At 60.9% G+C, this 25,085-nt stretch carries 25 protein-coding genes; 12 read left to right on the top strand and 13 right to left on the bottom strand.

Annotation, left to right across the window (positions count from 1 at the left end; translation table 11 throughout):
* Positions 1-168 precede the first annotated feature (168 nt).
* Entirely contained in the window at positions 169-1,398 is a 1,230-nt protein-coding gene (locus tag ACR3XE_RS11455) for a pyridoxal-dependent decarboxylase, exosortase A system-associated (protein ID WP_473700062.1), read from the bottom strand.
* Positions 1,395-2,930, bottom strand: coding sequence for an acyl-CoA ligase (AMP-forming), exosortase A system-associated (locus tag ACR3XE_RS11460; RefSeq protein ID WP_473700061.1), 1,536 nt, complete (start codon positions 2,928-2,930; stop codon positions 1,395-1,397). Before ACR3XE_RS11460 ends, ACR3XE_RS11455 begins: the two co-directional genes overlap by 4 nt.
* A gap of 86 nt (positions 2,931-3,016) precedes the next feature.
* On the opposite strand from ACR3XE_RS11460, the gene ACR3XE_RS11465 reads away from it, so the two are divergent.
* The 4 genes from ACR3XE_RS11465 to ACR3XE_RS11480 are packed head-to-tail and all read left to right on the top strand — an operon-like array spanning position 3,017 to position 5,761.
* A complete protein-coding gene (locus ACR3XE_RS11465; protein WP_473700060.1) occupies positions 3,017-3,994 on the top strand; it encodes a GNAT family N-acetyltransferase in 978 nt (325 codons plus the stop codon).
* Between the two features lie 2 nt (positions 3,995-3,996).
* Positions 3,997-4,266 carry a phosphopantetheine-binding protein gene (locus ACR3XE_RS11470; RefSeq protein WP_473700059.1) on the top strand — a complete coding sequence of 90 codons (270 nt, stop codon included), beginning with the start codon at positions 3,997-3,999 and terminating at the stop codon, positions 4,264-4,266.
* Positions 4,267-4,283: 17 nt separating this feature from the next.
* Positions 4,284-4,964 carry an alpha/beta hydrolase family protein gene (locus tag ACR3XE_RS11475; protein WP_486185753.1) on the top strand — a complete coding sequence of 227 codons (681 nt, stop codon included), beginning with the start codon at positions 4,284-4,286 and terminating at the stop codon, positions 4,962-4,964.
* Positions 4,949-5,761, top strand: a complete 813-nt coding sequence (locus ACR3XE_RS11480; RefSeq protein WP_473700057.1) for a hydrolase 1, exosortase A system-associated — start codon at positions 4,949-4,951, stop codon at positions 5,759-5,761. The genes ACR3XE_RS11475 and ACR3XE_RS11480 overlap by 16 nt, the downstream gene beginning before the upstream one ends.
* A gap of 176 nt (positions 5,762-5,937) precedes the next feature.
* Here the strand turns inward: ACR3XE_RS11480 and trxB are convergent, their stop codons facing one another.
* Entirely contained in the window at positions 5,938-6,903 is a 966-nt protein-coding gene (gene trxB, locus ACR3XE_RS11485; protein ID WP_473700056.1) for a thioredoxin-disulfide reductase, read from the bottom strand.
* Between the two features lie 86 nt (positions 6,904-6,989).
* Between trxB and ACR3XE_RS11490 the strand changes: the two genes are divergently transcribed.
* Positions 6,990-7,616: a class I SAM-dependent methyltransferase gene (locus ACR3XE_RS11490; RefSeq protein WP_486185754.1), complete on the top strand. Its 627-nt coding sequence runs from the start codon at positions 6,990-6,992 to the stop codon at positions 7,614-7,616.
* Here the strand turns inward: ACR3XE_RS11490 and trhO are convergent.
* From trhO to ACR3XE_RS11515, 5 genes are all read right to left on the bottom strand, one after another.
* On the bottom strand, positions 7,613-8,344 hold the full coding sequence (trhO, locus tag ACR3XE_RS11495) for an oxygen-dependent tRNA uridine(34) hydroxylase TrhO (protein ID WP_473700054.1): 732 nt from the start codon (positions 8,342-8,344) through the stop codon (positions 7,613-7,615). The two genes, ACR3XE_RS11490 and trhO, sit on opposite strands and share 4 nt — an antisense overlap.
* A gap of 3 nt (positions 8,345-8,347) precedes the next feature.
* Positions 8,348-9,298 (bottom strand): DMT family transporter, encoded by a 951-nt coding sequence (locus ACR3XE_RS11500; RefSeq protein WP_473700053.1) that lies wholly within the window; start codon positions 9,296-9,298, stop codon positions 8,348-8,350.
* On the bottom strand, positions 9,295-10,305 hold the full coding sequence (locus ACR3XE_RS11505; RefSeq protein ID WP_473700052.1) for a threonine aldolase family protein: 1,011 nt from the start codon (positions 10,303-10,305) through the stop codon (positions 9,295-9,297). Before ACR3XE_RS11505 ends, ACR3XE_RS11500 begins: the two co-directional genes overlap by 4 nt.
* Before the next feature lie 85 nt (positions 10,306-10,390).
* On the bottom strand, positions 10,391-11,608 hold the full coding sequence (locus ACR3XE_RS11510) for an argininosuccinate synthase (protein ID WP_473700299.1): 1,218 nt from the start codon (positions 11,606-11,608) through the stop codon (positions 10,391-10,393).
* Between the two features lie 94 nt (positions 11,609-11,702).
* Entirely contained in the window at positions 11,703-12,980 is a 1,278-nt protein-coding gene (locus ACR3XE_RS11515; RefSeq protein ID WP_486185755.1) for an APC family permease, read from the bottom strand.
* Positions 12,981-13,095: 115 nt separating this feature from the next.
* On the opposite strand from ACR3XE_RS11515, the gene ACR3XE_RS11520 reads away from it, so the two are divergent.
* Entirely contained in the window at positions 13,096-13,539 is a 444-nt protein-coding gene (locus tag ACR3XE_RS11520) for a DUF1801 domain-containing protein (protein ID WP_473700051.1), read from the top strand.
* On the opposite strand, the gene ACR3XE_RS11525 is transcribed toward ACR3XE_RS11520, so the two are convergent.
* The 4 genes from ACR3XE_RS11525 to ACR3XE_RS11540 form a co-directional block, all read right to left on the bottom strand.
* Entirely contained in the window at positions 13,527-14,765 is a 1,239-nt protein-coding gene (locus ACR3XE_RS11525; RefSeq protein WP_473700050.1) for a class I SAM-dependent methyltransferase, read from the bottom strand. The two genes, ACR3XE_RS11520 and ACR3XE_RS11525, sit on opposite strands and share 13 nt — an antisense overlap.
* 40 nt (positions 14,766-14,805) lie before the next feature.
* Positions 14,806-15,585 (bottom strand): molybdopterin-binding protein, encoded by a 780-nt coding sequence (locus ACR3XE_RS11530; protein ID WP_473700049.1) that lies wholly within the window; start codon positions 15,583-15,585, stop codon positions 14,806-14,808.
* The gene (locus ACR3XE_RS11535; RefSeq protein WP_473700048.1) at positions 15,582-16,406 is read right to left on the bottom strand and encodes a cytochrome b/b6 domain-containing protein; all 825 of its coding nucleotides are present in this window, start codon (positions 16,404-16,406) and stop codon (positions 15,582-15,584) included. The genes ACR3XE_RS11530 and ACR3XE_RS11535 overlap by 4 nt, the downstream gene beginning before the upstream one ends.
* A gap of 110 nt (positions 16,407-16,516) precedes the next feature.
* Positions 16,517-18,229: a class I adenylate-forming enzyme family protein gene (locus ACR3XE_RS11540; RefSeq protein ID WP_473700047.1), complete on the bottom strand. Its 1,713-nt coding sequence runs from the start codon at positions 18,227-18,229 to the stop codon at positions 16,517-16,519.
* Positions 18,230-18,305: 76 nt separating this feature from the next.
* Between ACR3XE_RS11540 and lgt the strand changes: the two genes are divergently transcribed.
* From lgt to ACR3XE_RS11570, 6 genes are read left to right on the top strand one after another with little or no spacing between them, the layout of a single operon-like run.
* On the top strand, positions 18,306-19,181 hold the full coding sequence (lgt, locus tag ACR3XE_RS11545; protein WP_473700046.1) for a prolipoprotein diacylglyceryl transferase: 876 nt from the start codon (positions 18,306-18,308) through the stop codon (positions 19,179-19,181).
* Positions 19,174-20,244, top strand: coding sequence for a class I SAM-dependent methyltransferase (locus ACR3XE_RS11550; protein ID WP_486185756.1), 1,071 nt, complete (start codon positions 19,174-19,176; stop codon positions 20,242-20,244). The genes lgt and ACR3XE_RS11550 overlap by 8 nt, the downstream gene beginning before the upstream one ends.
* Complete coding sequence (locus tag ACR3XE_RS11555) at positions 20,241-20,759, top strand: GNAT family N-acetyltransferase (protein ID WP_473700044.1); 519 nt, start codon at positions 20,241-20,243, stop codon at positions 20,757-20,759. The genes ACR3XE_RS11550 and ACR3XE_RS11555 overlap by 4 nt, the downstream gene beginning before the upstream one ends.
* Positions 20,756-21,526: a peptidoglycan editing factor PgeF gene (gene pgeF / locus ACR3XE_RS11560; RefSeq protein WP_486185757.1), complete on the top strand. Its 771-nt coding sequence runs from the start codon at positions 20,756-20,758 to the stop codon at positions 21,524-21,526. Before ACR3XE_RS11555 ends, pgeF begins: the two co-directional genes overlap by 4 nt.
* Complete coding sequence (locus tag ACR3XE_RS11565; protein WP_473700042.1) at positions 21,523-22,929, top strand: SLC13 family permease; 1,407 nt, start codon at positions 21,523-21,525, stop codon at positions 22,927-22,929. Before pgeF ends, ACR3XE_RS11565 begins: the two co-directional genes overlap by 4 nt.
* Before the next feature lie 60 nt (positions 22,930-22,989).
* The gene (locus ACR3XE_RS11570) at positions 22,990-24,315 is read left to right on the top strand and encodes a cystathionine gamma-synthase family protein (protein WP_473700041.1); all 1,326 of its coding nucleotides are present in this window, start codon (positions 22,990-22,992) and stop codon (positions 24,313-24,315) included.
* A 33-nt stretch (positions 24,316-24,348) separates the two neighbouring features.
* Here the strand turns inward: ACR3XE_RS11570 and ACR3XE_RS11575 are convergent, their stop codons facing one another.
* Positions 24,349-25,065, bottom strand: a complete 717-nt coding sequence (locus tag ACR3XE_RS11575) for an HAD family hydrolase (protein WP_473700040.1) — start codon at positions 25,063-25,065, stop codon at positions 24,349-24,351.
* Between the last annotated feature and the right edge of the window lie 20 nt (positions 25,066-25,085).

Genomic DNA, 25,085 nt, shown 5'->3' on the forward strand with positions numbered 1-25,085 from the left:
TCAACCTTTCGTACGTCGACTGGCCGCCACGACACGATGTGCGCGCCGCTTAGCCACTACGTCAGGCTCAGCGATGACCGAAAAGGGTGAAGATAGGGTTAGTATTGAGCCCGTTGCCGCACCTTAGGGCGATATTTGTGCCTTATTGACACAGGTGCGCCGGACGAGTCAGACGAGCATTTCTTGCGCCGGCCCCTGCCCCAAAAAACTCGCCGGACTGGCTGTCGCGCCATAGGCACCGGCCTGGAATATCGCGATCAGGTCGCCGACATCGGCATGAGGCAATTCCACCTGATCACCCAGCCGGTCGAGCGGGGTGCACAGACAGCCGACCACCGACACCTGCTCACTCGCCGCGCCGCCAAAATTATTCGCAACTGCAATGGGATAGTTACGCCGAATGACCGTGCCGAAATTGCCGCTCGCCGCCAGTTGGTGATGCAAGCCGCCATCGGTGACGAGGAAAGTCTCACCATGGCTGGTCTTGCGATCGACGATACGGGTCAGATAGACCCCCGCCTCGGCCACCAGCCAGCGCCCCAATTCCATCGCAAACGCACTGTTTTTGAGCATCGCCGCACGCCCAGCCAATGTGTCGGCCAACTCTGCCCCCACGGCGGCCACATCGACAGCGCAGTCCCCCGGAAAATAGGGCACGCCGATTCCGCCGCCCAAATTAACCATGGGCGGTGTTGCGCCTATGTCCTTTGCCAGCTCGCCCGCCAGCGCCACCGTCTGACGCTGCGTGTCTCCAATCGCTTCGGCACTCAGCGCCTGCGATCCGGCGAAAATGTGAAAACCCTGCCAGTCTGCTCCGGCCGCCAGCAAATCCCGGACCAACGCCGGAACCGCATCGGCATCGACGCCAAAGGGCTTGGCCCCGCCGCCCATCTTCATCCCCGAGCCTTTGAGATCAAAGCTGGGGTTGACGCGCACGGCCAGCCGTGGGGTGATGTCCAGCCGCTTGCCTATCCCGACAGCACGATCGGCCTCGCCCGCCGATTCCAGATTGATCGTTACCCCCGCGCGGATCGCCGCCTCCAGTTCGCGCTCGCGCTTTCCGGGACCGGCAAAGCTGATGTGCTGCGCTTTCATGCCGCTCGCCAATGCCTGCGCCAGTTCGCCGCCCGATGCGACATCCAGCCCGTCGACATGCTCGGCCATCACCGCCAGCAAGGGCGCGAAGGGGTTGGCTTTCATCGCATAATGAAGCTCGACTGTGTCGGGCATCGCGGCGCGCCATTCGGCCACCCGCGCGATTAATTGCGCACGATCATAGATGAATAGCGGCGTGTCAGAGGCTTGCTCGGCCAGCGCATCGGCGCGCTGACCACCAATCAGCAACATAGCGTCGGCATCGGCGCTATAGCCGGGCGGAATAGGACCATGTGGTTTCATGCGGCCTCCTCACGCTCGTCCCAGCCCGCCGCAATCGCCACACGATCGAGCTTGCCATTGGGATTACGCGGCAGGTTGTCGCGCCAGTCTATGGTGCGCGGCTGCATGAAATTGGGCAGCGATTTGAGCAAATTGGCCGCCAGTGCTTCGCGATGTTCTTCCCCATCATTACCGCGCACGATCAAGATTATCGCCGCGCCCAGCCGCGCATCGGCTATCCCGAACGCCACCGCTTCGCTGACCAGTCCTGAAGCAATCGCCGCATCCTCAATCTCGCTCGGGCTGACGCGATTGCCCGCTGTCTTGATCATCGCGTCGTCGCGCCCGACAAAATAGAGCAGACCTTGCGCATCGCGGCGAACCGTATCGCCCGACCACACCGCCATGCCCCCCATTTGCGAGGCGGCGGGAGCTGGTTTGAAGCGTTGTGCAGTGCGCTCGGCATCCTGCCAATAGCCCTGCGCGACCAGCGGCCCGCAATGGACCAACTCGCCCGGTTCGTCATCGTCGCAGATTGTGCCGTCAGGACGGCACACCAAAATCTCGGCGTGCGGGATGGCGCGGCCCATAGACGTCGGGTGCGCCGCGACTAAAGCGGGATCGAGATAGGTCGAGCGAAACGCCTCGGTCAGCCCATACATCGGCACCGCCGCAGCCGCCGGGAATGTCGCGCTCAGCTGGTCAATCAGCGCGGGCGTCAACGCCCCGCCGCTGTTCGTTAGCCGCTTGAGCAAGATCGCCGTTTCGGGCGGCCATTGGCTCTCGACCAGCTGCACCCACAAAGGCGGCACCCCCGCAATCGTCGTCGCACGATGGCGCGCGACGGCTTTGATGACATCACGCGTGGTCAGATAATCGACCGGCGCCACCGCGGCACCCGCGTACCAGGTCGACAACAGCTGGTTCTGGCCATAATCGAAACTCAGCGGCAATACGGCCAACACGCGGTCATCCACCTGCAATTTCAAATATGTGGCGACGCTTTCGGCCCCCAGCCACAAATTGGCATGGCTCAGCATCACGCCCTTGGGTCTTCCCGTCGATCCGCTGGTATATAGGATCGCGGCCAGATCATCAGGCTGTGCCTTGGACGGCGGCAACTGGACGCCGTCACCATCGATCACCGCCTCGGCCTCAGCCAGATCAACCACCGTGGCGTCACCGGAAAATTCATCGACCAGCATCGCCGCCCGCGCGCCATTGGTCAGCAAAAGCTTGGCACCGCTATCGGTCAATATATGCGCGACCTGTGCGCCTTTCAGCAACGGATTGACCGGCACATGGATCAGCCCCGCACGCGCCGCCGCCAGCGGCATCAGGCACGCGCATCGCGTCTTGGCGCTCCAGCATGCGACTCGCTCTCCGGACGTTACCACCTGCTCCAGCAACCAAGCCGCCAGTCGGCCGACTCCGGCATCCAGTTCTCCAAAACTCATCACCTTGTCGCCGATCAACAACGCAGGTGCGTCCGTCTCGCCGCACAAGGCAAGATGGTCGATCGGTCGCGACGCAGGGATTAGGTCTTTGGTCATAGGCTGTTAGGAGTCCGGTGATAGAGGGCCTGTCTATGCAAGGGAACGGTGAACATCACGCTAATGATAGCAACGCGCTGCCCACAATGGCCAGCGCCGCGGGTCCCGCTTCGCCTTTCGACCGCGCTTCATGGTTCGACCTTCTTTACGCGCATGTCTTTGCCGGACAGAAACGCATCAACGCATCAGGAACGGCGGGCGAGGCCAGCGCATGGCTGCCGCTGGTGCAAACGGACGCCGACACTCTTCAGGGCCTGACCAACTGGTACAGCTTCTCGATCCGTCCGCTTTACGACAAGACCCCCTCGGCCACAGACCGCGAGGCAGCGCTCAATGATCTCGCGCGCCAGTTGCGCGGACAGGCGGCGCGGCTGACGCTATATCCCGTCCCCGACCATGACGGGTCGAAAACAGAGCTGATGCGCGCCCTGCGCGACGCGGGCTGGTGGGTCATTGCGACGCCGGAGGGCGACCGTCACTGGCTTGACCTTGGCGATATGGACCATGATCAATGGTGGGCCAGCCGCCCTGGCGCGCTGCGCAACACCGTGGCTCGCAAAGCAAAAAAGGGCGTCGTCGACATCGAATTACTGACCAGCTTCGACGCCGCCACATGGGACGCCTATGAGGAAATTTACGGCGCGAGCTGGAAACCCGAAGAGGGCAACCCCACACTTCTGCGCGCCTTTGCCGAGGCCGAGGGTGCGGCCGGACGCCTACGCTTGGGTCTCGCGCGGATTGCGGGCGCTCCCGTGGCGGCGCAGTTCTGGACGGTCGAGGACGGCACCGCCTTCATCCACAAGCTTGCGCATGTCGAGGACAGCCTCAAAGCCTCACCCGGCACGCTGTTATCCGCCGCGCTGTTCCGCCATGCTATTGTAGAAGATGGCGTCCAGCGCGTTGATTTCGGGACCGGAAATGATCGCTATAAACGCGACTGGATGAATCGTCATGATCCGCTTTGGCGACTAGAGGCTTTCAATCCGGCGCGCATCGCGGCATGGGGTCCGGCATGTAAGGCCTATGTCCGGCACCTGCGCCGGCCAGTTTCTGACGGGGAATAAGGGTGAGCAACGAGAAACTCAGCGTCGATGCGGCATTGCGCGCGCTGCTGGCCGACATTTTGGGCTTGGGCGAAGACCGCGCCGCCGCCTTGACCGAAGACAGCGGCCTGTTCGGTGCCTTGCCCGAATTTGACTCGATGGCAGTCGCCACCGTTCTCACCGAAATGGAAGACCGGCTGGGTATCATCATAGATGACGACGAGATCGACGGCGAGATCTTTGAAACCTATGGAAATTTGCTGGCATTTTCGCTTCGCAAAGTGACCGACTGACACCGGGCTGACACCGCATGGGCGAGCAACTTTTTCGGGTCGATCCCAAAGACGCCAGCCCCGCGCGCGCCACCATCCTGATTGTCCCGCCGCTGTTTGAAGAGGCCAACCGCACCCGCCGCACGCTGGTGCTGGCGATGCGTGCGCTGGCGGATCAAGGCTTTTCCGCTGTCCTCCCCGATCTTCCCGGCCAGAACGAGAGTCTGGTTCCGCTCGAATCGGTCGATCTTGATCAATGGCGCAGCGCGCTTGCCGATTGCGCGGCGGCGTTACCGACCCCTGTTCTTGTGGCCTCGGTGCGCGGTGGATGTTTGATCGACGATTGGGTCAATGCGGCCGCTTTCTGGCGTCTGGCCCCCGTCAGCGGCGCATCGCTGCTTCGCACCCTATTGCGCGCCCGCGTCGCATCGGATCGCGAATCGGGAATGGAATCGAGCATCGACAGCCTGAAGAAATCTGCCATCGACGCCCCGCTCCTGCTCGCAGGTAATCCGCTATCTCCGGCGATGGTTACACAGCTTGGTGAAGCCGATGCAGCAGCCGTGGCACCTTTGCGCAGCGTTTCGTTGAACAGCGGCAAGGACCACATCTCCGGCACCCCGCTATGGCTGCGCGCCGAACCCGGCGAAGACCGCGCCATGGCCGATGCCATCGCCGCCGACATTATCGAATGGAGCCAGTCATGCGGCGCCATCTGACCTTACCCTGCAACGCCGCGGCCCTCGCTGCCACGCTCGACGAAGCGCCCGGCACCACCGGCCTGCTCATCGTATCGGGCGGCAACGAAATCCGCAGCGGCGCGCATCGCGGCATGGCTATGCTAGCCGAACGCATCTCCAAGGCCGGCCACCCCGTCTTTCGGTTCGACAGGCGCGGTATCGGCGACAGCGACGGTGCGAACTCTGGCTATACCGGCAGCCGCGAGGATGTTTTGGCAGCCATCATGGCCTTTCGCGCGGCTTGCCCGCAGCTCAAACGGTTGATCGCCTTTGGCAATTGCGATGCCGCTTCGGCGCTGTTGCTCCACCAACCGCTCGATCTCAACGGACTTATCCTCGCCAATCCTTGGGTTTATGACGATGTATCCGATGATACCGATGGCGATGAACCAAGCCTGCCCCCCGCCTCGGCGATCCGTGCACGCTATTGGACGCGGCTCAAGGACCCTAAAAGTCTGCTGCGGTTGATCAAGGGTGAGGTTGATCTGGGCAAACTCGCGCGCGGGCTATCTGCGCTCGGCAAAAAGAAACCGCCACCCGCCGACGACAGCCTCGCCGCGCGACTCCACGCAGCCTTCGCCGCGCTGCCCTGCCCCGCGACCATATTGCTGGCGAGCGGCGACAGAACCGCCATGGCTTTTGCCGAACACTGGGACAGCCCCACATGGGCTGCGCTACGCGACCGCCATTCGATCCACCGTCTCGACAGTCCTTCACACAGCTTCGCTGGCGAAGACGCCGATTGGCTGGCGGAGCAGATCGCCGCCGCGCTTTAATAAAGAGGATTCACACGGAGACGCGGAGTAGAAATAAGGAGAGGCAAAGCCGCTCAATTATTCCATGACTATCAGATCAAGAGGGACTCATCGTGCAATCCTGAACCGTCGTGCACGCCCATTTTCTCCGCGCCTCCGTGTCTCCGCGTGAAATACCAAAAAGCCTCAGTCCCCGCTTAAGCCATCACGCTTTCGCGATACTCGGCCTCGGCCAGGAATCGTTCGGCATCCAGCGCCGCCATGCAGCCCATGCCCGCCGCCGTCACCGCTTGGCGGTATATTTTGTCGGACACATCGCCCGCCGCAAACACGCCCGGAACCGACGTCAGCGACGTGCCCGGCGTGATCTGCAAATAGCCGTCATCGTCGAGCGGCAGCTTACCAACGAACAATTCGGTCGCGGGGCTGTGACCGATGGCGACAAAGCCACCGTCGGTCGGTTCATGGCTGGCTTCGCCGGTTACGGTATCGATCAGGTCGACCCCGACCAGCCCCGCCGTTCCCTCGCCGCCGACAAAGCGCTCGACCTGCTTGTTCCAAAGCAGCGTAATTTTGGGATTGGCGAACAGCCGGTCCTGCAAAATCTTTTCGGCACGCAGGCTGTCGCGGCGGTGGATCAGCGTCACATCGTCGCTATGGTTGGTCAGATACAGCGCTTCTTCGACCGCCGTATTGCCCCCGCCAATTACGACGACCTTTTTGCCGCGATAGAAAAATCCGTCACACGTCGCACAGGCCGACACGCCTTTGCCGCCCAGTTCTTGTTCGCCCGCTACGCCCAGCCATTTCGCCTGCGCGCCCGTCGCGATGACCAATGTTTCGGCGACATAGACATCGCCGCCATCGCCGGTGATGCGAAACGGTCGCTCGGTCAGGTCGACATCGACAATCGTGTCCCAGATCATCGTCGTGCCGACATGCGTCGCCTGCGCCGTCATCTGCTCCATCAACCACGGTCCCTGAACGACCTCGGCAAAGCCGGGGTAGTTTTCGACATCGGTGGTGATGGTCAGCTGGCCGCCGGGTTGCAGCCCCTGCACAACAATGGGCAACATCCCCGCGCGTGCCGCATAAATGGCCGCCGACAGACCAGCGGGACCGGACCCCAGAATGAGCATTTTGGTGTAATGAGTGGTGGGCATAACAATCTTTCGTGAAGCGAACGAGCTAAATGGGTGTTGCCAACCGCGCTAGCAAGGGTCAGGCTGCAATCCAAGGGGAGAGAGTCATGGCCAACTGGTGGGAACGACATGCCGTCCCGCGCCTCATCAAATGTGCCTGTTCGCAGGGACAGATTATGAAGGCGCGCAGCAAAGTCGTGCCGCAGGCATCGGGTCATGTGCTTGAACTGGGCTGCGGCGGCGGCATCAACATGGAATTTTATGATCCAGCACGGATCAACAGCTTTGCCGGCCTCGACCCCTCGCCCGAATTATTGGAAATGAGCCGCGCGTCGGCACAGGCGCATGGGATGACCGCCGATATTCGTGGCGGCATCGGAGAGGCTATGCCCTTTGACGACGCGCAGTTTGACACGGTTGTGACCACCTTCACCCTCTGCTCGGTGCAGGAACAGGCGGCGGTCCTGTCCGAAATCCGCCGCGTCCTGAAACCCGGCGGCACCGCGCTGTTCCTCGAACATGGGGCCGCGCCCGACGCAGGCGTCGCCAAATGGCAGCGGCGAATTGAGCCGGTGTGGAAACGGATCGGCGGCAACTGCCACCTGACCCGCCCGATCAGCAGCGCCTATGCCAGCGCAGGCTTTGCCGTCGACCGGCAGGACGCACATTATATCCCCAAAACCCCCCGCCCCTTTGGCTGGATTGAATATGGGACCGCGCGGGTGACGGCTTAGAAATCCTCTGCCTCGCCCACTTCGACCAACCCGTGCCCGACGCTCACCCGCTCATCAAAGACAAAGCAGCTGCCGTGCCAGCGGCTATCGGCCTCGGGAATCTGTTCCAGATAGGCCAATATGCCGCCCTTCAGATGCGCGACATCCTCGACCCCCTCGGCCCGCAAAAAGGCCGTTGATTTCTCGCACCTGATGCCGCCGGTACAGAACATCGCGATGCGCTTCCCCGCAAAACGGTCGGCATTGGCGCGCCACCAGTCTGGAAATTCGCCAAAGCTGCGGGTTTCGGGGTTCACCGCCCCGTCAAAGCTGCCATATTCGACCTCATAGGCGTTGCGCGTGTCGATAACGACCGTGTCGGGATCGTCGACCAGCGCATTCCATTCATGGGGTCCGACATAGCGGCCGACGTCGCGCGCCGGGTCGATGCCGGGTTGCTTCAGTGTGACGATTTCCTTTTTCAGCCGCACCTTCATCCGCTGGAACGGCGGTGCGCTTGCGCTCGACATTTTGACGTCAAGGTCGGCGCAGCCGGGCAGCGAACGGATATGCTCCAGCACCGCCGCAACCCCCGCTTCGCTTCCCGCAATCGTGCCATTGATACCCTCGGGCGCCAGCAGAAGCGTGCCCTTGACGTCCTGGGCCACGCACACGGCCAACAGCGGTTCGCGCAGCGCATCCGAGGCGTCGAAGGGCGCAAATTGATACAAAGCGGCGACGTGGAACATGCGTTATTCCTCGACGGCGACCGCGACCATATTGCCGGTGACGGTCGGACGCTTCGGGCGCTTGGCAACTGCAATCACCAGCCCGATCAATGCAACCGCGCCGCCCGCTATCGACAGTGGCGCCCAACGATACCCTTCGATCAACGTCGAGAATCCCATCGCGATGATCGGAATCAGCACACTTGACCAAGCGGCCTGCCCCGGCCCCACTTGACGGATGATGTTGAAATAGAGCGGAAATGTCACCGCGCTGGCAATCACACCCAGATACAGCACTCCGCCCAGATAAGGCCATGTGGTCTCGATCGTTGGCGGCCCAGTCGTTACCCACGCAAAGCTCGCATCGAAGGCTGCACCGAACAGCATCGCCCAAGCGATCATCACCACCATCGATTGTGCCCGTGCAATCTGGGTGCCTTGCATCACATTGGCGACCGAGGCGCTCAATACGCCTGCAAGCGTAAATCCGATTCCGGCGAGCACCGCCGCCGGTCCTAATGCCGCCTCGCGATATTCGTGCAATATCATCAGGCCGACCCCGCCAATCGCGATCGCCGCTCCGGCCAGAAAACGCCCTTCGAGCGGCGTCTTGAGAAAGACCCGCCCCATCAACGTATTGGGCACGATCAGCAGCGCGAACAACACTGCCACCAGACCCGATGTGATGTGCTGCTCGGCGCGATAGACAAAATTGAAATTGAGCGCAAATTGCGCGATCCCCAGCAAGGCTGCAAAGCCCCAGCCCATTCCGCTAAGCCGCAGATTCTCGCCCCGCCATATCGCGTAAAGGAACATGGCCGACGCTGCGACGGCGAAACGATATGTCACCGACCAACTCGGTGGGACCACTCCAAGTTGCCCCGTGATGACAATCCAGGTCGACCCCCAGATCAGCGTCACAAGCAGAAAAGGAAAAAAGATCCGTGGGGAAAGGAGGCTGGGTTGGTCGCTCACAGCGCCGCAATCGCCTTGGCAAGCGGAGCCACCGCCGCTGCATCCTGATCCCAACTGACGACCAGCCGCGCCGCGTCGTCACCCCAGTCGTAAAAATCAAACCCGCCCGCGCGCAGACTGGCCGCTTCCTCTTTGCTCAGCCGCACGAACAACTCATTCGCCTGAACCGGATGCATCAACCGCTCGCCACAAGCCGCCGCCAGCGCCGCTGCGCCTGCATTGGCAGCGCGCGCATTGGCCAGCCACAGATCATTGTCGAGCATCGCCAATATCTGCGCCGCGACAAAACGCCCCTTACTCAGCAAATGGCCACCGCGTTTTTTAAGCTCACGCACGCCAGCCCCGCCGCTGCCGTCAAAAAAGACCAAAGCCTCGGCCATCATCGCGCCATTTTTGGTAAAGCCAAACGACAGCGCATCAACGCCCGCGCGCCATGTCACATCGGCGGGCGCACAGCCGACATGCGCGACAGCATTGGCAAAACGCGCACCGTCCATATGCAGCTTCAACCCATGGGTCTTTGCGATGGCGCCCACTGCGCGCACCTCGTCCGGTGTCCATGCCAATCCATATTCGGACGCATTGGTGATGCTGATCGCGGCGGGCTGTATCTGATGCACATCGTTACGAATCGACGCGAGCCGCGTCTCCAGCGTCGCGACGTCCATCTTTGCGCCTGCACCGGGCAACAACATCAGCTTGGCTCCGCCGCTATAAAAGCCGGGCGCGCCACACTCGTCGACTTCGATATGCGCTTCCTCGTGACACAGCACGCCTTGCCAAGGCCGCGCGAAATGGGCGAGCGCGATGCTGTTGGCGGCGGTTCCCGTCCCGATCCAAAGCGCCTCACAAGGCGTTTCGAACAGATCAGAAAAGGCTGCATCGAGCGACTGGCTCAACGCGTCACCATCATAGGCCGTATCGACATGATTCGCAGCCGCCAAAGCCTCCATAAGCTTGGGATGGACGGCGGCGGCATTGTCGGAGAAAAATCGCTGAGTGGACATAGGCTGCAAATGCCCGCGCCAACGGGCAAATGCAACGTTACTTGGATGCCAGTTTGCGAATAGACACAGTTCCGGCCTCCGGCGTTCAGCGGTCGCGCTTGGCCAGCAGCTTCAGCCGCAAGGCGTTGAGCTTGATAAAGCCCGCCGCATCCTTTTGGTCATAGGCACCGGCGTCATCCTCGAACGTCACATGCCGTTCGCTGTACAAGCTGTTGGGCGACTTGCGCCCGACGACATCGGCATTGCCTTTGTACAGCTTCAGCCGGACCGTCCCGCTGACCTTTTCCTGACTATGGTCAATCGCCGCCTGCAACATCTCGCGCTCGGGGCTGAACCAGAACCCGTTGTAAATCAGCTCAGCATATTTGGGCATCAATTCGTCTTTAAGATGCGCCGCACCGCGATCGAGGGTGATTTGTTCGATCCCGCGATGCGCGCGGGCATAGATTTCGCCGCCTGGCGTTTCATACATGCCGCGCGATTTCATCCCGACGAAGCGGTTCTCGACCAGATCGAGACGACCGATGCCATGTTTGCGACCGAGCTCGTTGAGGGCCTCCAGCAAAGTCGCCGGCGACATGGCTTCGCCGTTCAGCGCCACGCCGTCACCGCGTTCAAAATCGATGGTGATATATTCGGGGCTATCCGGCGCATCCTCGGGGTTTACGGTGCGCGAATAGACATAATCGGGCGTTTCTTCCCACGGATCTTCGAGAACTTTGCCCTCGCTCGACGTGTGGAGCATGTTGGCGTCGGTGCTGAACGGCGATTCGCCGCGCTTGTCCTTGGGCACCGGAATCTGATGCTCCTCGGCCCATGCGATCAGCGCGGTGCGGCTGGTCAAATCCCAGTCGCGCCACGGCGCGATCACCTTGATATCGGGGTTGAGCGCATAGGCGCTGAGTTCGAACCGCACCTGATCATTGCCCTTGCCGGTCGCGCCATGCGCCACCGCATCTGCACCCGTTTCCTTGGCGATTTCGACCAGACGCTTGGAAATCAACGGCCGCGCGATGCTGGTGCCGAGCAGATAATCACCTTCATAGCGGGCATTGGCACGCATCATCGGAAAGACGAAGTCGCGGACAAATTCCTCGCGCAGATCATCGATATAAATATGCTCGGGCTTTACACCCATCAGAACGGCCTTTTCGCGTGCCGGTTCCAACTCGTCGCCCTGTCCCAGATCGGCAGTAAAGGTCACGACTTCGCAGCCATAGGTCACCTGCAACCATTTCAGGATGACGCTGGTATCCAGCCCTCCCGAATAGGCCAGAACGACGCGCTTGATAGAATCGGACATGACAAAGGCTCCCAAGGGCAAAGGCAATCGGCGCGGCGCGTAACAGGGTGGCCCCGCGCCCACAAGGGTAGAGCGCCAAAATGCGCGATTCCGCTCAACCTGCGTCCGCAGCCCCCTTGTCGCGCGCGCGCCAAAGACCAAAACCGATCGCCAGCGCCAACAGCACGATAATCAGCGCCAGTTCGGCTGGTGATTGCTGAAACAGGCGATGGCTCAGCAAGGCTGCTGCCACCAGACCACCAGCAAATCCGCCCGCGCCGATCAACGGATGAACCGCCTTGCCGTGCCAGCCGAGGAAATTGACCACGGCAAAGGTCAACAGGAACACCAAGCTAGCGCCCTCGATCAGTTCACCCAGACTGCCAATCCACACCAGCATCATCGCCGCACCCGCGATCAGCAAGGTCGCGCCAACCGGCGTGCCTTCGCTGTTGGTATGGCCAAAGACTTTGGGCAAATCACCCTCGCTTTGCACCCGCTGTGCCAGCCGCGCGGTGCCGAACACCGTCGCCAAAATCGCCGAACCTGTCGAGAAAGCGGCGGCAATCGTCACAACGATCAGGCCGGGCTTACCAAAAGCCGCGCTCCCCGCCGCCGCCAGCGCCACTTCCTTGTCGGCAATGATGCGGTCGGCCCCGACCAGCATCGCCGCACCCAACGCAACGCAAACATAAATAACGATAACGGCAGCAATCGCCGACATCATGGCGATGGGAAGGCTGCGTTCGGCGCGCTCCATCACTTCATAGTCATAGGCGAGCAGTTGAAAACCCTCATAGGCCACAAACACCAGAGCCGCGCCGACGATCGCTCCGCCAATTCCGACGGTTTCGCTGGCAGGTGACAATTGCTCAGGCGCCCACTGCCACATCCCCGCGACAGCCAATGCGCCGAGAACCAACAACTTGCCGCCAACCAATATTTTCTCGGTCAGCGCGCTCTCTCCGACCCCCAGCAGGTTGATGCCGGTGACAAAGACAATCGCCGCAATCGCCAACAAATGACTGACAATCGTCGGCGCGCCAAAACTATGCGCGACATAAGCACCAAAAGTATGGGCATAAACCGATACAGTCAGAACATAACCGAGGATCAAAACCCAAGCGATAGCCGCGGCTGGGCCATGCTGGTCGATACTGCGCAGAAAATGATAGACACCGCCGCTGCGTCCGCCGCGCACGGTCAAACGGCTGTAACTCCACCCCGTTGCCAGCGCAATCAGCCCGCCGATGACAAAGCTCAACCAAGCGAGCCGCCCCGCCTGTTCAATGACAACGCCAAGAACAGAGAATATTCCGCCCCCGATCATCCCACCCACCGCCATCGCCCAGGCCGCGCCAATCGACAGCGATTCATGATCCTGATTTTTCATAGGGCTCCTTTTGGTCACAGTGCGTTGATTCAGGATGCTCAGCATTGCCTTTTTGCACGCGTTACTTAGGATGAACAGTTCCCACTGAACTCTTGTTCCATAAGGGATCATGCGCATGAGCGAAGCGGCGAATAAAACGGTCGAAACCGACGCGCTGGTTGGTCATTTCCTTGCGTCCGTCGAACCCGCAAGCAAACAGGCGGACGCGCGCACCCTCGTCGATCTTTTCACCCGCATTACCGGCGAGCCACCCAAAATGTGGGGGCCGTCGATTATCGGCTTTGGCCGCTATCATTATAAATATGACAGCGGGCGCGAAGGTGATTTTCTGCGCACGGGGTTCAGCCCGCGCAAGGCGAACCTCTCCATCTATTTGATGGGCGGATATTGCGACACCGAAACCAGCGCTAAGCAGGCCGATCAGCTCACACGTCTCGGCAAATGGAAACGCGGCAAAAGCTGCCTGTACATCAATCGCCTCGAACAGGTCGATATGGCAGTGCTGGAGGAAATGATCCGCGACAGCTGGGACGCGATGGCGCGGCTTTATCCCGAATAGCGCCCTTCGTCCGCAGCCATATAATCACGCGCCAGCGGCAGGGCACGGCGATTACGCGCGAACTGGATCTGGTAATTGCCCATCCCGCCATTTTCAAAAGCCGACGTCGCGCCAGCCAGATAAAATGTCCACATGCGGAAGAAGCGCGCGTCCATCATCGCCACAATCTCCGCCTCATGCGCGACGGTCCGTTTATACCATTCGCGCAGCGTCAGGGCATAATGCAGCCGCCATGTTTCCACATCGGTCACGATCAACCGGCTCTTTTCGCTCGCCGCAACCGTCTCGCTGAGCGCCGGAATATAGCCTCCGGGGAAAATATATTTGCGGGTAAAGGCATCAGTCGCACCCGGCTTGCCAAAACGCCCGATGGTGTGGACCAGCATCACCCCGTCATCGGTCATCAAATTGGTGCAGGCGCGAAAAAAGGTTTCGAAATTGGCCGCCCCGACATGTTCGAACATTCCGACGGAAACGATACGGTCGAAACGTCCGGGCGCGCGACGGGCAAGATCGCGATAATCGATCAGTTCAAAGCTCACTCGATCCGCGACACCCGCCTCGTGGGCGCGTTGCTTCGCCAGCGCCAGCTGTTCCTCTGACAAGGTGATACCCAAAACCTCAACATCGCACAGCTTGGCCAATGTGATCGCCATGCCGCCCCAGCCGCATCCGATATCGAGCACTCTCTGTCCCGGACGAAGCGCCAGTTTGGCGGCGATATGCGCCTTTTTGGCGGCTTGCGCCGCCTCCAGCGTCATGTCGGGTCGCGGCCAATAGCCGCAGCTATATTGCATGTCCGCATCCAGAAAGAGGCGGTAGAGATCATTCCCGATGTCATAATGATGCGCGACATTGGCTTTGGATTGACGGCGGTCGTTGATCGAGTTCAACCGCGTCTTGACCTGCGCTATCAGGTTACCAAGCATTGTCTTTTGCCGCAGCGTCCCGCCGCGTTCCCACGGCGCATTCCTCCGCAACAGGCTAATCAATTGCATGATGTCGCCGTCCTCGATCACCAGCCGCCCGTCCATAAACATCTCGCCAGCGCCTATGCGCGGGTCGAGCAGGATGCGCCGCATCGCGGCACCGTCGGTAAAGCGGATGGTGACGTCGGGAAAGCCGTCGGCGACTGCGCCATAAACCTCACGCCCGCCATCGGGCAGCAACAGGGTCAGCCGTCCTTGCCGGACGACGCGCGATAGAAAAGGGCGTAAGATACTCATTCGGCCATAACGCTCGGAAAAGGAATTTGGTTACATGAGTTCAGATGCCGGCATACCATTCATAACCCACCCGATCTTCCCAATAGCCACCTTTTCCTGAACCCAATCCGTCCAGAGTGGCCACAGCCTCGATACCCTGAACATATTTGGCATGTTTGTACCCCAATTGCCGCTCGACACGCAGCCGCAGCGGCGCGCCATTGGCGATGGGCAGCACCGCATCGTTGAGCGCCCACGCCAATATCGTCTGCGGGTGGAGCGCGTCGATCAGGTCGTGGCTTTCATAATAATAGGCGTCGCCTATCCGGTCAGCGCAGCGGAACACAATATAGCGCGCGCTGTCCTTCAGCCCTGCCAGTTCCAGCACGCGCCGCAGTTGCACCCCCGTCCATTGCCCGATGGCGCTCCAGCCTTCAACGCAGTCATGACGGGTAATCTGGGTCCGTTGCGTCATCGCGCGAATATCGGCAAGCGATAAGGACAGCGGTTTGCCAACCAGCCCCGACACGGTGACGCGCCAATCAGAAAATCCGCTCGCAACATGCGCGGCATAGTCGGCACCCGGCGGCATGCGGGTTCCATTGGGACGAAAAACGGGGGACAGGTCAGCGCGGCTATATTCGCGGGCGAGCGCATTGCGATCGGTCAGCAACCGCTGACTATGCTGGTGCATCACCTCGCCCATCGACAAGATCTTGCGCACTGTCGGCGATTCATTGATCGCGTCACAGCCCGACAACAGCGGAAAAGCACCCGCCGCCGCAATCAGCCCGCCAGCACGGGTGAGCAAGGTACGGCGCGGGACGATCAGGTCGCTCATGCCGCTTCCTCCGCTTGGGTTTCGGTCGCGGGCTTGTCGGGCGGCAATTTGAACCAGCCGGTCAGCATTGAGCGCACTTCGTTGATCGGCCCCGCCAGCAACACCATCGCGATATGGACAAGGAAAAAGCCGACGAGCAACCAGGCCGCGATAAAATGGAGCGAGCGCGCTGACTGACGCCCACCAAACAGGTCGAGCAGCCATGGCGCCGACGCATTGATCCCCGGCGACATGGTCAGCCCGGTCAGGATCATCAACGGCAGCAGCAGGAATATCACGCCGATATAAGAGAGCTTTTGCAGGATATTATAATGCGCCGCCGCCTCGCCGGTTGGAAAGCGCAACCGAGCATGATCCTTGATGTCGTGCCAGATATGCTTGGGCGACCATTCGCCCCGCCGGACGTGCAGGTCTCGCCGCAAATGGCCGCCAAAGGCCGTCCACAGCATATAAAGCGTCAGCGTAATCACCAGCACCCAGGCAAAGGTCAAATGCCAGCGGCGTCCATCGGCAAGGCTGTAACTGGTCGGAATCGTCGCCCAGCCGGGAAAGGCCCAGCTTTTTTCGACGCCCTCGCTGTTGGTCCAGCGTCCCAGCACGCCCGTCGTGTCGATTTTCAACGTCCCGACGCGCAAATATCCGCTGTCGCGTGTAGACCCGATTGCCAGCCATGCAGGGTCAAAATTTGCGCCAGACTCGCCCCAGTAAAGTCGGGGATGCGCGTTGAAGATCATCAACCCGCTCATCAGCAGAATCAACAGGGTGACGGCATTGGTCCAATGCCAGATACGGGTAGGCAGCCGGTGACGATAAACGCGCACCGGCTCCGCAGGGGGGATGGGGTCCTGCGGCAAGGGCGAACAGTCAACAGGGGGGAGAGTGAACCGTCCGCTTGGGCCATGATAGGAGTTCGCTCTTCCCTGCAGTCTGGTTACACTATGGCTTCGCTCGCGAAAATTTTGCGATATTCTTTCCGCAAACTCACCTTGTCGATCTTTTCGCTACCCAATTTGGGCAGGGCATCGGCCGACAACCAGATTTGCGCCGGCACCTTATAGGCCGCCAGCCGCTCGCGCAGGAACGCGCACAGCGCATCGACATCCGCTGTGCTATCCGCCTTCATCCAGATCACCGCACCAACAACTTCGCCCAGCCGGTCATCGGGCAGTCCGAACACCGCACATTCATTGGCATCGGGATGCTCGTAAATCGCGGCTTCAACTTCGGGACAGCTGATATTCTCACCGCCGCGAATGATGATGTCCTTCTTGCGGTCGACGATGAACAAATATCCGTCCTCATCGAGATAGCCCAAGTCACCGCTGCGGAAATAGCCATTGTCGAAATAGGCTTCACGAGTAGCGTCAGGGCGCCCCCAATAGCCTTCGAAATTACACACTGACCGCATACAGACTTCGCCAACCCCGCCCTGTGGCACCGGTTCGCCATTGTCGTCCAATATGGCCAGATCGACGAGCGGCTTGGATGCCGGTCCGGTCGACAGCGGTTTGGCCAGATAATTCTCGTTGAGGTTGCCGCAACCCACCGCATTGGTTTCGGTCAGGCCATAGCCCAACAACGGCTTTCCTCCGCCCATTTCTTCGGCAAGGCGTTTGACATGTTCGGGCGGGCGCGGAGCGCCGCCTGCGGCAAAGCTTTTGCAAACCGAAATGTCGTAATTTTTGCGGTTCGGATGGACCATGATCTCATAACTCATCAGCGGAACGCCGACGAAATAATTGACCTGCTCTTTTTCGATCAAGCGCATCGCCTCTTCAGCGTTCCATTTCGGCATCAACACCAATTTTCGGCCCAGCGCGATGCTCTGCATGAACACGGGAATCTCGGCGGTCACATGGAACAGCGGGGTGCAAACCAAAGTCGCAGGTTGAATGTCCGACATCTCACCGTCTTCGGTCAGCAAATGGACCATCCCCATCGTCTGGGTCAGATAGTTGAACGTCGCCTGCACCACCGCCTGATGCCGTGAAAAGGCCCCCTTTGACTGGCCGGTCGAACCCGATGTGAACAAGATGGTCGCCAGATCATCGCCGGTCAGCACCGGCAATTCTGTTTCCGCACTGCCGCCCGCGTCCGTAATCGGGGCAATCGCCTGATTGATCGGCAGGCTGATATCCAGCGTGATGACTTTCGCACCGTAGCTTAAGCCCGGCTCGGCAAGTCGGTCGGCACGCTGCGGATCGGCAATCACAAGCGACGTTTCGGTATCGGTAATCCCGTCGGCCAACTCGGCACCGTTCCACCAGCCGTTTAGCAAGGTCGCACAGCCACCCGCAATCAAAACACCCAAATAGGTAACGCACCAGGCATTGGCGTTACGCATGGCAATCGCGACACGATCGCCGCGCTGGACACCATGGCCGGCGATCAATCCCGCCGCGACCTTACGGGCGGCGGCATAGACTTCGGCAAAGGACAGCCTTTCGTCACCCTCGACCAAAAAGGTCGCATCGCCATGTTGCATACAAAAATGGCCGACATAGTCCGCCAGATTCGTGGGGGCGTTGCTGATGATGGGTAATGACAGACCAAAGCGGTCGATGCTGCCGACTTCAATGGGGCCACCTGGACCCGTAATCAGTTGATACGCAGCGTCTAGGCGCAAATCGAGCGCGGATGGCATGGGCTATCTCTCCTCTTGGTCTCGTAGCACTTACCCCTTATGGGGAAGCCCTCTCCTGGGGAAGGTCCAAGACTTTATGACGTTTTTTGCGCTACTAGCCGATGCAACGCAATATGTGAACTTCAATGACCTGATGGGTCAGAACTCCGAAATTGCCTTTTCGGTCTTTGGCTGGCCGATCCGCTGGTATGCGCTCGCCTATCTCTCCGGCATATTTCTCGGCTATTGGTATTTGCTCAAACTCATTGCCCAACCCGGCGCGCCGATGGCGCGGCGTCATGCCGATGACATGATTTTCTATGCCATGCTCGGCATCATTCTCGGCGGGCGGCTTGGATATGTGCTTTTCTATAATCTGGATGCCTATTGGCACAATCCTGTCACCATCTTCAAGCTGTGGGACGGCGGCATGTCGCTCCACGGCGGGGTGCTGGGTGTGCTCACCGCCATCTATTATGTGACCCGCAAGGAAAAGCTGAGTTTCCTGCGTTTCTGCGATTATATCGCCTGCGTCATTCCCTTTGGCCTGTTCCTTGGCCGCCTCGCCAATTTCGTCAACGGAGAGCTGTGGGGTCGTGCGACGACTGTGCCATGGGCGATCATTTTCCCCGAAAGCGGCACGATGGACCCGCGCCACCCGAGCCAGCTTTACGAGGCAGGACTCGAAGGCTTGGTAATGATGGCGATTCTTGCCTTCCTCTTCTGGCGCACCCAGGCGCGCTACAAACCCGGCCTGTTGTTCGGCGCTGCCGCCATTGTTTATGGCATCAGTCGCTTTCTCGTCGAATTCGCCCGCGAACCCGATGTTCAATTGGGCACTTTGTCATGGGGACTCACCATGGGCCAAACGCTAACCATCCCGATGCTGCTGGGCGGGATCTGGCTGGTCGCCACAGCAAAGGGTCGTCGTCAACGCATCGAACCAATAGCAGGATCGGATAGCGTTGCCTGATGGAGCGCCCCTTCTGGCACTGCTGCTCAAGCAGATAGAGGCGGGCGGCCCCATAACGATTGCCGATTATATGGCCGCCGCCAACGGCCATTATTACGCCACCCGCGATCCCTTGGGCGTCGCGGGCGATTTTACCACCGCCCCCGAGATCAGCCAGATGTTCGGAGAGATGGTTGGCATCTGGATCGCCGATTTGTGGATGCGCGCGAACCGTCCCGCCTTTGACTATGTCGAACTCGGCCCCGGTCGCGGCACCCTCGCCGCCGATGCGCTGCGCACCATGGCAAGCTTCGGCTGCACGCCTGTCGATATCCATCTGGTCGAAACCAGCCCGGTCCTCAGCGCCGCGCAGACAGAGCGCCACCCCACCGCCATCCATCATCTCGACACCCGCGGCTTGCCCGATGACAAACCACTTATCATCATCGCCAATGAATTTTTCGACGCCCTGCCCATCCATCAATATGTGGCCGCCGACGACGGTTGGCGCGAACTTATGGTGGGATGCGAGGAGGATCGATTGGTCGCCATGGCCGGACCGGCGGCGAGTGATAATGCCATACCCGAACGGCTGAGGCGGCAACCCCTCGGCACCGTCATCGAAACCGCCCCCGCGTCAGCCGCGGTCATGGCCGCCTGCGCCGACCGCATCGCGCGGCAGAATGGCGCGATGCTGGTCATCGACTATGGCTATATCGGTCCCGTCCCGGGCGATACGTTTCAGGCGGTAAAGGCGCACGGCTATACCGACCCCTTCGCCCACCCCGGCGATGCCGACCTAACTGCCCATGTCGATTTCACCGCGCTCGCAACCGCCGCGCACGCCGCCGACATTCGCGCCATCGGTCCGGCGCGGCAAGGCGACTGGCTCTATCGTCTCGGCATAGACGCCCGCTGCGCCGCCCTTGCCACTGCAAGCCCCACCCGCGCCGCAGAATTGACTGGCCAGCGCGACCGGCTTGTCACACCAGATGGCATGGGCGATCTGTTCCGTGTCCTCGCCATTCACGCCCCCGACTGGCCGATACCCGAGGGTTTTTTCGGAGAGAGCGTGCCCGCATGACCCAGATTGAACACCCCGGCCCCGAAGCGGCGTCAGAGCTGTCGCGCTTTGCCAACCATGCTTTCACCGAAACATTCGGCCATATCTATGCGCCCGGCGACCTCGCGATCTTCCTCGACGGCTGGAATCCGCCCAAACGGCTGGCAACACAACTTGCAGACCCCGGCTGGTCATTTGCCCTGAACCGCGATCCCGACGGTGCTATCATCGGCTATATCAAACTGGGGCCGATCGATTTCGATCTGCCAGAAGGCCACACCGCAGAGAATGCGATCGAACTGCACCAGCTTTATGTCACCAGCGCCGCCAAGGGCACCGGCGTCGCCGCCGCGCTGATGGATTGGGGTATCGCCGAAGCGCGAAGCCGCGCGAAAATCCTTTATCTCTCGGTGTTCAGCGAGAACCCGCGCGCGCAGGCCTTTTACCGCCGCTATGGCTTTACTGATATCGGTCGCAATCCGTTTCGCGTCGGCAACCATATCGACGAAGACCGCATCTGGCGGCTCGATTTATGACGCCTCCCCTCTTTATCACCGCGCAAAATCTGCACCCCGTCCCGCACGGTTTTTTCGGACGCAGGGGCGGTGTTTCGACCGGCGACCTCGCTTCGCTCAACTGCGGGCTGGGGTCGGGCGATGATCCCGCGCTGATCGCCGCCAACCGCGCCACCGTTACCGCCACCATCGCTACAGGCGCGGACCTTGCGGGGCTCTATCAGGTGCATGGCAACCGCTGCATCACCCTGACCGACTGCGCCGAAGCCGCCGACCGACCCGAAGCCGACGCGATGGTCACTCGCACCCCCGGCCTCCTTCTCGGCATCCTCACCGCCGATTGCGTCCCCGTGCTGTTTTCCGACCATCAGGCGGGCGTCGTCGGTGCCGCCCATGCCGGATGGAAAGGCGCGCTGGCGGGTGTCACCGACTCAACCCTCGACGCGATGGAAGTGCTCGGCGCCCGCCGCGACCACATCGTCGCAGCGGTTGGCCCGTGCATCGGCCGCGCCTCCTATGAAGTCGATGACAGCTTTGTTCAGCGTTTCGCCAGCGACGATCCCGCCAATGAGCATTTCTTTGCCGCCGGACGCCCCGGCCACGCGCAGTTCGACATCGCGGCCTATGTCGCCGCCCGCCTCGCCGCCGCTGGCGTGACCAGTGTCGCAATTACCGGGCAGGACACCTATGCCGAGGAAACGGAATATTTCAGCTATCGCCGCGCCTGTCATCGTGATGAAGACGGCTATGGTCGGCAAATATCGGTAATCGGAGTGAGCCCCGTATGACGACAACGCGAATGTTCGGCCTGTTCGGCGGGCTTGCCGTCTTTACGCTGATGCTTTTCCTCCCCGCCCCGTCGGGCATGGAACTGACCGCATGGCGCGTCGCCGCGCTGACCATGCTCATGGCGATCTGGTGGATGACAGAGGCGATGCCGCTGACCGTCACCGCCCTTCTGCCCTTTCTCACCGTTCCGATGTTCGGGGTGATGAACGCCAATGCCATCGCCAGCGAATATTATTCGCCGATCCTGTTCCTGATCCTCGGCGGTGCCTTTATCGCGCTAGCAATCGAGCGTGTGGGTCTGCACCGGCGGCTGGCGCTCGCGTTGCTCAAGCGTGCATCGCCGACCCCGACAGGCCTGTTGTTCGCCTTCATGACCGCGACCGCGCTCTTGTCGATGCTCATATCCAACACCTCGACCACGCTCATCATGGTGCCAATCGCCCTCGCCATCCTGCGTGCTGGCGGGGTTGGCGAAGGCGAGACGCGCGGCTTTGCGGGTGCGGTGATGATGGGCATCGCCTTTGCCGCGTCTCTCGGCGGCCTCGGCACATTGGTGGGCAGCCCGACCAACGCCATCGCCGCTGGCCTGATCGAACGATCGCTCGGCCTGCACATCGGATTTCTCGACTGGGCGATGTTCGGCATCCCCGTCGTCATCATCTCGATCCCCATAGCCATGGTCATCTTGTCGCGCGTGCAAAGACTGAACGCACACCCGTTTGACGGCGTCGCGGCGGCAAAGGAGCTCGGGCATCAGGCGATTTGGTCGACGGCCGAACGCCGCGTTGTCCCTATTGTTATATTGGTCGTCACGGCGTGGATGGCGCAGCCCCTGCTTGAACCCTATGTTCCCGATGGCGCGCTCACCGATGGCACGATTGCGGTCGCAGCCAGCCTGTTGCTCTTTGTCCTCCCCGACGGCACCGGTCGCCCGTTGCTCAACTGGCACGAAGCCAATCGCGCCCCTTGGGGCGTCATCATGCTGTTCGGCGGCGGCCTCGCACTCGCAGCCTCGATTACCGATAGCGGTCTTGCCGCATGGCTGGGTAGTGTTCTGGCTCCGCTGGGCAGCATCCCGACCATCGCGCTCGCCATGATCATCGTCGCGCTGACCATCGTCATCACCGAATTTGCCAGCAATGTCGCAACCGCCAGCGGCATCATGCCGGTACTCGCGGCGCTGATTGCCGCGACCGGTGCCGACCCCATCTTGCTCGCCCTGCCGGTTGCGATGGCGGCAAGCTGGGGCTTTATGTTGCCGTCGGGAACCGGACCCAATGCCATCGCCTGGGCGACCGATCATATTGCTCTGCCGCGTATGCTGACCGCGGGCCTCGCACTCGACATATTGGGTGTCCCGATCCTCATCGGCACCATCTGGCTCATCGCAATGATGGGGTGACGTAGGGTCAAAACGCCGCTAGTTGCGACTGAAACTATCTCATCTCGCAAGGAATACGCAATGACCTCGATCGACAACAGCGACCTCACCGGAACCAGCCCGCGCCGCAAGCCAAAGGCTGACGTCACCCGGATTGGCGATCATGACCTGTCACCCTCGACGCTGATGATGGGTTATGGCTTTGATCCGATGCTGTCCGAAGGCTCGCTCAAGCCGCCGATCTTCCTCACCTCGACCTTTGCATTTGAAAGCGCGGCGGCGGGCAAGCATCATTTCGAAGGCATCACCGGCAAGCGTCCGGGCGGAGCCGACGGCCTTGTCTATTCGCGTTTCAACGGCCCGAATCAGGAAATATTGGAAGCGCGGCTTGGCGTATGGGAAGCCGCCGAAGATGCGCTGGTATTCTCCAGCGGCATGTCGGCCATCGCCACCCTGCTTCTGGCGCATGTCAGCATGAATGATGTCATCGTCCATTCTGGCCCGCTTTACGCCGCCACCGAAACGCTGATTGCGCGCATCCTGTCGCGCTTTGGTGCCTCCTATGTCGACTTCCCCGCCGAAGCTTCGCGTGAAGAAATGGACGCAATTCTGGCCCGCGCTAAAGCCATAGCCGACGAAAAGGGCGGCAAGGTCGCGATGGTCTATCTCGAAAGCCCCGCCAACCCCACCAACGCGCTCGTCGATGTTCAGGCGATGCGCGCCGCCGTCAATACCGCCTTCGCCGAAGATGCGCGCCCGCCCATCGCCATCGACAATACCTTCCTCGGCCCGCTCTGGTCGAAACCACTCGCCCACGGAGCCGATGTCGTGCTCTACAGCCTGACCAAATATGCCGGCGGCCACAGCGATCTGGTCGCGGGCGGCGTCTTGGGCTCCAAGCATTGGCTCGCCCCCATCCGCATGATGCGCAACACCATCGGCACCATCTGCGACCCCCACACGGCATGGATGCTGCTGCGTAGCCTCGAAACCGTCGAATTGCGGATGAGCCGCGCGGGCGAAAATGCCGAAAAAGTCTGCGCTTTCCTGCGCGATCATCCCAAGGTCGACGGGCTGGGCTATCTCGGCTTTTTGAAACCCGGCGCGCAAAAGGATATTTTTGACCGCCACTGCACGGGGGCCGGGTCGACTTTCTCGCTCTTCATCAAGGGCGGCGAAGCCGAAAGCTTCCGTTTTCTCGACGCGCTCAAGATCGCCAAGCTGGCGGTCAGCCTCGGCGGCACCGAAACGCTCGCCAGCCACCCTGCCGCGATGACCCATTTGTCGGTCGCTGACGACCGCAAAAAAGCGCTCGGTATCACCGACAATCTGGTGCGCGTATCGATCGGCATTGAAAATGCCGACGACCTGATCGCCGACTTCGCACAGGCATTGGACGCGGTGTAATTTGGATCCCCCTCCCGCAAGCGGGAGGGGGATTCACTTCGCTCGCCAATCCACCACCCGCCAGCCCATTTTCGGGGCCAGCAGGCGCAGCTTGCGCGATGGCGTCGTCGCCACGGCTTCATCGGCAAAACTCAGCATCGGCCCGTCGGACACATGGTCCGAATAGGCACGGATATGCGCGTCGTCGCGGGTGATCGCGTTGGACGTCATCCAGTCCGAAATGCGTGCGAATTTGGCCTCACCATAACAATTGTCCCCGCTTAGCCGCGCGTGAATATGGTCGGTACCGTCACTCTCGTCGAGGCGGGTGGCGAGCACATCATCCATCCCCAACCTCCGCGCAATCGCATCGACATAAAGGTGAAAAGAGGCGGTCGCGAGGATCAGGCGATAACCCGCCGCCCGGTCCTCCTTGATCTGCGCCAGCGCGGCGGGATGCAGCCCGCGCGCAACAACCTGATCGGCATAGCTTTCAGCCAGCGGCGCAATCTCGTCACGGCGAAAGCTCCGCCCGACCAGCAGGCGCAAATTAATCGCCTTCAGCCGCGACCGGTCGATCAGCCGCAGCCAATAAACCAGCCCGGCGAGCGCCACCAGCGGCAGCAGCAAAATCCGCCATTGCTGGCGGCGGCGCACGACGTGCATCAGAAACCCGCTGTAGGTCCCCGCGCGAGTGATCGTGCGGTCCATGTCATACATCGCCACCCGATGCGCAGGCGGACTAATATGCGGAGAGGATGAAGCGTCCATGCCCTGCCCATACCCGCCCG

The sequence above is a fragment of the Sphingopyxis sp. 10G20-10 genome (assembly GCF_057365075.1).